Source organism: Aporhodopirellula sallentina SM41, assembly GCF_000346505.1.
In the GTDB taxonomy this organism is placed as follows: Bacteria; Planctomycetota; Planctomycetia; order Pirellulales; family Pirellulaceae; genus Rhodopirellula; species Rhodopirellula sallentina.
In genome coordinates, this window is the sequence record NZ_ANOH01000029.1 from 1 (window position 1) to 7,070 (window position 7,070).

General features: G+C 54.4%; 4 protein-coding genes. All 4 read right to left on the reverse strand.

Annotated features, from left to right (window positions below; genetic code table 11):
• Positions 1–107: 107 nt before the first annotated feature.
• A complete protein-coding gene (locus RSSM_RS01325) occupies positions 108–2,483 on the reverse strand; it encodes a plasma-membrane proton-efflux P-type ATPase (protein WP_008673664.1) in 2,376 nt (791 codons plus the stop codon).
• An 85-nt stretch (positions 2,484–2,568) separates the two neighbouring features.
• Positions 2,569–3,141, reverse strand: coding sequence for a histidine phosphatase family protein (locus RSSM_RS01330; RefSeq protein ID WP_008673666.1), 573 nt, complete (start codon positions 3,139–3,141; stop codon positions 2,569–2,571).
• Between the two features lie 96 nt (positions 3,142–3,237).
• Positions 3,238–5,619 (reverse strand): phosphoketolase family protein, encoded by a 2,382-nt coding sequence (locus RSSM_RS01335; RefSeq protein WP_044300504.1) that lies wholly within the window; start codon positions 5,617–5,619, stop codon positions 3,238–3,240.
• A gap of 78 nt (positions 5,620–5,697) precedes the next feature.
• Positions 5,698–7,070: alpha-glucan family phosphorylase (gene glgP, locus RSSM_RS01340; RefSeq protein ID WP_044300503.1), on the reverse strand; the 1,373-nt coding region annotated here is incomplete at its 5' end.

Here is a 7,070-nt window from a genome sequence, read left to right on the forward strand (position 1 = left end):
AGCATCAGGCTCAGCACACCGAACTTAGATGGGGCGTCGATTGGGCAAAGACGATCGCATCGTCAGTTAGCATCGACTGGGCCGTCCGCCATGTGGGATTTCCTCGGCTACGTTCTCGTGCTGCCGAACAAGCGATATGCGACTAGCTTCAAGCGATCGTTTATGAGGAAACAGGCGATCGCGTAGAGCCAGATGAGGCTTGCGAGTCTCCATCCGATCGGCACCATGAAAATGCCGTACACGGCGATGAACGTCGCAATTAGCTGAGTCCCAACAACGGCAAGGAACAAAACCTTCGCAGGGCGGATTGACCAGAATGGGCCGCGGGTACGCGTTGCAAAAACCGTCAAGTGTCCGGCCACAGAGAGCTTTAAGTACATCAACGACTGGATTGTGTCACGGTCAACCTCATAAACCCGTTCGGCGAGATAGAACAATCCGAACGACGCGACCAAACCCGAGATCCCGAGAACACTGGCAACACCGAGGACGGATCGCATCTCCCAGTGTTCTGGCCTGGCAGACGGTCGAACGCGGTCGTAGGCAATCGACAAGATGGCACCATCGTTGAGCAGCGCCAACAACACGATCATCACCGCTGTGACAGGATAGAAATTGAAGACCAGGATCGACAAAGTCATGAACAACAACACGCGAATCGTCTCAGCAATACGGTAGATCGCGTAGCTGTTCATCCGCTGAAAGATCTTACGCGCTTCCTCAATGGCATCGATCACCACCGACAATCCCGGCGAGAGCAGCACAATGTCTGCGGCCGCCCGGGCTGCATCGGTCGCTCCTGAAACGGCGATGCCGCAGTCGGCCTTCTTCAGCGCCGGTGCATCGTTGACTCCATCGCCGGTCATGCCAACGATGTGTCCGTGCTTTTGCAAAACATCAACGATGTGGAATTTGTGTTCAGGAAAGACTTGAGCAAACCCATCGGCTTGTTCGATCATGTCATCAACACGAGCCGACTCGTCGTAGCTAGTATCCTGAAAAACTTCGGCGTCGACCAAATTCGCGCCCATGTCCAGTTGGGTTGCGATTTCGCGTCCGATTGCAAGTTGATCTCCTGTGACCATCTTCACATCACAGCCCATTTTTCGTGCCGCGGCGATCGTCGATTTTGAATCTTCCCGCGGTGGATCGGACAAGGGCAACACACCCAGAAATCGCCATCCGTTCACGTCATCATATTGAGCGACGCCGAGAGCCCGGTAACCTCGTTTGGCAAAATCTTCGATCGCTTGATGAACACGGTTCCGAATCGCGTCGGCATTTTCGACAAGGCTCAAGACGACCTGCGGTGCGCCCTTGCTCACCTTAAATGAACCACCGTCATTGGCATGCACTGTCGCTTCGGTACGTTTATGAACAGGGTCGAAGGGTTGGAACTTAACAACGTCATAGGCATCGATTGGGACGGACTGACACCCCGCCAACACCGCTGCGTCAATCGGGTCTTCGTCCTCGGCTCGCGACGCGAGACAGGCCGCGAGCAGAGTTTCCTCTTTCGATATCCCATCCAATAGGTATGGCTCGCCCAGAGTCAATCTGTTCTGGGTCAACGTTCCCGTCTTGTCGCTGCACAGAACATCCATCCCAGCAAGCTCCTCGATCGAAGCCAAACGACTAACGATCGCTTGACCGCGAGCCAATGTTTTCGCGCCGACGGCCATGGTCACAGACAGCACTGTCGGCATTGCGACCGGGATTGCCGCAACGGTCAGGACCAGCGCGAACTGCAACGTTTCGGTGATAGGATCGCCTCGAAACAACGCGACCAACAAGATCAGCACGACCATGACCACGGCGACAACGATCAAGAAATTTCCGATTCGCAGGACAGCCTTTTGGAAATGGCTTGTCGTGGTGGCGGTTTCGACGAGTTTGGCGGTCTTTCCAAAGTACGTTTCGCTGCCCGTGGCGGTCACCAGTGCGTCCACCTCTCCTTGCTTGATGACCGAACCGGAATACACAGTGTCGCCGGAGTCGCGAGAAACGGGCAGCGATTCACCGGTCAGAGCCGATTGATCAACATCGACTGAATCACCCGTCAGCAATCTCGCATCGGCGGGCACGATATCGCCAAGTCGAATGCGTATCAAATCGCCCGGAACCAATTCACGCGCCGGCACGGTCGTCCATTTACCGTCTCGTCTAACACGTGCATCTAGGGCCAATCGTGACTTGAGTGCCGCGATAGCATTGCCCGCTTGAAACTCTTCCCAAAAGCCGACCGCCGCATTGACGACCAACAAAACAAATATGATCGCGAAGTCAGCCCAGTGCTGAACGATTAGCGAGAGGACCGCCGCGATCTCGATCATCCAAGGAATCGGACCCCAAAAGTAAGAAAGCAATGCCTTGAAAACGCCAGTTCGTTCTTCGGGCAATTCATTCGGACCGTGGGTGGCGAGTCGATGTTGCGCATCGACTTGGGTGAGACCGGTGGGTGTTTGTTCGATAGGAGCGTTCATTGGTGAACCTGGTTAGAACGAATGCCTCAGGTTGAGTGGTGCGTTGAATCATCGATTGCATCACTGCGTTTCATGAATTTGATGGTTAACTGTTCCAAGTTTCGATCGCGGGCAGATTCATGTTTTCATGCTGGTAGCACAACACACTCAATGACGCTGTGTTAAGGATAAGATGCTGCCCCATTTGCACAGGTGATCCGATCCACCTCGCTCCCAACACGCGACCAAAATGGCTATGTGAGAACAGTGCGACGTTGCCATCGAGTTTCTTAAGTCGGTCAATCAACCGGTCCGCACGCTCCGAAATCTCGTTCGGCATCTCGCCGCCGGGACTCCCATCACGAAACAAGTTCCAGTCTGGCCGATGCTTGAATACGTCCGCGTGCGTTTGGCCTTCGTAGTCGCCGTTGTCCCATTCAGCCAAATCGGCGTCGACATCGGCGTTTTCACCACATCCGGCCAATTCACAAGTCTGGCGTGCTCGCTTCAGCGGGCTCACCAAGACGTGTTGGAACGGAATCGAACGCAGCCGTTCACCGAGTTGTCGTGCTTCATCCTCGCCGTTTGCGGTCAATGGAATGTCAACCCGGCCGGTGTGCCGCCCCGATAAAGCCCACTCCGTTTCACCATGTCGCATCAAATAGATTCGCAGCGTCATTTTCTTCCTCTTTGTCTTGAGAGACTTCGACGTGGAACAATGATCTCTATCGTTCATCACACACAACTCTTTTGATAAACAGCACACACGACTGTTCTATTCTGGGCTACTCCAGGTCCAGTTGCGAATCTCGGGCATGTCTTGACCGTGCGTGCAGATGTATTCTCGATGCTCGATCAGTTTGTTTGCGAGGTGCTGTTTCAATGTGATTCCCCTGCCACCAATTTGTGGCAAGCGATCGATCACATCCATCACTAGATGAAAACGATCGAGATCGTTCAACACCGTCATGTCAAACGGCGTCGTGATCGTGCCCTCTTCCTTGTATCCGCGAACGTGCAAGTTGCGGTGGTTAGTGCGGCGGTATGTCAAACGATGAATCAGCCATGGATACGCGTGAAAAGCAAAGATGACCGGTTTGTCTTTCGTGAACAAAGCATCGAACGCATCGTCGCTCAGCCCGTGTGGATGCTCGGACGGCGGTTGTAACTTCATCAAGTCGACCACGTTCACCACACGAATCTTTAACTCCGGCAAATGTTGACGCATGATCGTCACGGCTGCCAACGTTTCCAGCGTTGGCACATCACCACAACAAGCCATTACCACATCGGGATCGCCACCGTCATCATTGCTCGCCCAATCCCAGACACCGATTCCCTCGGCACAGTGCTTTTCCGCCGTTTCCATCGTAAGCCACTGGGGCGCGGGATGCTTTCCCGCGATTACGACGTTGACGTAATGACGACTTCGCAAGCAGTGATCCATTACCGACAGCAAACAGTTCGCATCTGGTGGCAAGTAGACACGAACCACGGACGCTTTCTTGTTGACGACATGATCGATAAACCCGGGATCCTGGTGAGTGAAGCCGTTATGGTCCTGCCGCCACACGTGGGATGCGAGCAAGTAGTTCAACGATGCGATCTTCTTTCGCCATGGCAGTTCGCTAGTAACTTTCAACCACTTGGCGTGTTGGTTGAACATCGAATCGACAATATGAATGAACGCTTCGTAGCAATTGAATAGTCCATGTCTTCCGGTCAGCAGGTAGCCTTCGAGCCAGCCTTCGCATTGATGCTCGCTCAGCATTTCCATCACTCGGCCAGACCGTGCGAGTGATTCGTCGTTAACGCCAGTACGAGCGTCCCATTGTCGGTCAGTGACGTTGAAGACCGCTTCCAAACCGTTGGAGATCGTTTCATCAGGACCGAAAACTCTGAAGTTGCGTTCGTCGTCATTCAGTTGGATTACATCACGAATGAATCTGCCAAGTTCGTGCGTGTCACCGATCCCTTGGGCTCCTGGTTCAGGCACATGCACCGCATAGTCACGGAAGTTGGGCATCTCTAAGTCCCGCAACAATTTCCCGCCGTTGGCATGCGGGTTCGCTCCCATGCGTCGATCACCCTTCGGTGCCAGGTTAGCCAATTCCGGCTTCAAACGACCGGTTTTGTCAAACAGTTCCTCCGGTCGATAACTCCGCAGCCAGTCTTCGATCAATGGCAGGTGTTCAGGATGCGTTGCGGGATCGGAGAGCGGTACTTGGTGCGAATGAAACGTCCCTTCAACGGGGATATCATCGACGACCTTCGGTCCGGTCCATCCCTTCGGTGAGTTCAGCACAATCATTGGCCACCGCGGGCGAGTCAAATCACCGTTTTCTCGCGCGTTGGATTGAATGCGATGAATCTGCTCGATCACTGCATCCAATGTCTCTGCCATCGCCTTATGCATGGCTTGCGGATCATTGCCCTCGACGAAGTACGGCGTCCATCCATAACCGCGGAGCAGTTGGTCGAGTTCCTCGTGTTCGATTCTCGCTAAAACCGTTGGATTCGCGATCTTGTATCCGTTGAGATGCAAGATCGGTAGCACCGCACCATCGCTCGCCGGATTGAGAAACTTGTTGGAGTGCCACGCGGTTGCCAGCGGGCCCGTTTCCGCTTCTCCGTCACCGACAACACAGGCAACGATCAATTCCGGGTTATCGAACACCGCGCCGAACGCATGACTGAGCGAATAACCGAGTTCGCCACCTTCATGAATTGAACCAGGACACTCGGGAGAGGCGTGACTCGGAATGCCGCCTGGAAATGAAAACTGAATGAACAGCTTCCGGAGTCCCTCTTCGTCTTGACTGATATCGGGATAGATTTCGCTGTACGTGCCTTCGAGATATGTATTCGCGACGACTGCGGGGCCCCCATGACCTGGTCCGGAGACGTAGATCATATCGAGATCGTATTGGTTAATTGCCCGGTTCAAGTGAGCGTAGATAAAGTTCTGCCCCGGCGTGGTTCCCCAGTGGCCGAGCAGCATGTGTTTGATGTCGGACAGTTCCAAGGGGCGTTTGAGCAACGGGTTGTCGTAGAGATAAATTTGGCCGACCGACAAATAGTTGGCAGCACGCCAATAGGAATCGATGTTGTGGAGCAACTCGGGGGAAAGCGTGCTTTGGTCTTGAAGAATCGTCATCGTTTGATTCCTTAGTTCGCGTTCTTCGCGAGTCTCCCAATGATCCTCGTGCCGGTTACCGTTGGTCGATAGAAACACTCATCGTTGCCACTTGATCAGATCGAATTCGAGTGGCACGTTGACGCATTCGTGTTTAGGAACGATGCGTGGCGTGAAGTCTGACGCGGGGCGGCCGGTCGTCACGGTCGCGTGGTAGGTCGCCCAGTCTGGTTCGGATCTTTTTGAGGCAGCAAATCGGTTCATGGTTTGCCGGACAGGCGACTCGTCTGTGACACCGTCGGCATACAGTTCGACGCTAACCGAGTTCGGATCGAGTCCGTCCAAATACACGTCGGCTTCGAAGTGATGTTCGTCGTTGATGGAGCGAATTCGCAGTTCACCAAAGGCGAGCGAGTTCCACTTTTCACGCAGCGATCGCTCCCAATGGACAATGTTGGTTCCCACCGTACCGCCGAGAGAGGATCGATTGCGAAAGGCTAGGGCGGCAGGCAGGTAGTGCTGTTCGGTGTATTCACGGACGGTGCGAGTCGCAGAATACTGTGGCGTCAGACGCGACATGCTGGCACGCATTCGCGACAACCACTTCGTAGGAATGCCTTGATCATTTCGGTCATAAAACTCAGGGACGACTTCGCTCTCGAGCACATTGTAGAGTTGCTCGGCTTCGTTGGCGTCCCATGCCGGATCATCGCCATGTTCTCGCCCGTCACCGATCGCCCAACCGACCTCGGGCGTGTAAGCCCCGGCCCACCAACCGTCCAGTTCCGACAAATTGATGCCACCGTTGACCAATACTTTCATGCCGCTGGTGCCACTTGCTTCCCAGGGTCGCCGGGGCGTGTTGACCCAGACGTCGGAGCCTTGCACGAGATGTTCGGTCAACGACATGTCGTAATCGCTCAAGAAGATTACGTGTCGCCGAGCGACGGGATGGCGAATGAACTCAATCCATTGGCGAATCAAATTCTGCCCGGCCGTATCCGCTGGGTGAGCCTTTCCGGCAATGATCAACTGCACGGGATGTTCCGCGTTCGTCAACAGACGCAATAGACGATCAGGGTCATGCAGCAACAAGTTCGGGCGTTTGTAGGTCGCAAAACGACGAGCAAACCCGAGTGTCAAGGTGTTCGGATCAAACAGGTGCTTGGCCTCTTCGATTTCTTCGGGTGATGATCCTGAACCAGCTAGCTGACGCGACAATCGTTTCCGCGCATAGTCAACCAACGCGTGCGTGGAGTCCACCCGGAATTGCCACAGTTGATCATCCGATACTTGGCAGATGTCGCTCTCCAAAGTGTCGCTCGTCCCGAGCCATCGATCTTTGCCACATGAATGTGTCCACACATCGTCTGCCGCCGCGGAATCCCAGCTCGGCATATGCACGCCGTTGGTGACATGCCCCACCGGTACTTCCCATTCCGGCCACTTCGGAAACAACGGCTCGAAGATTT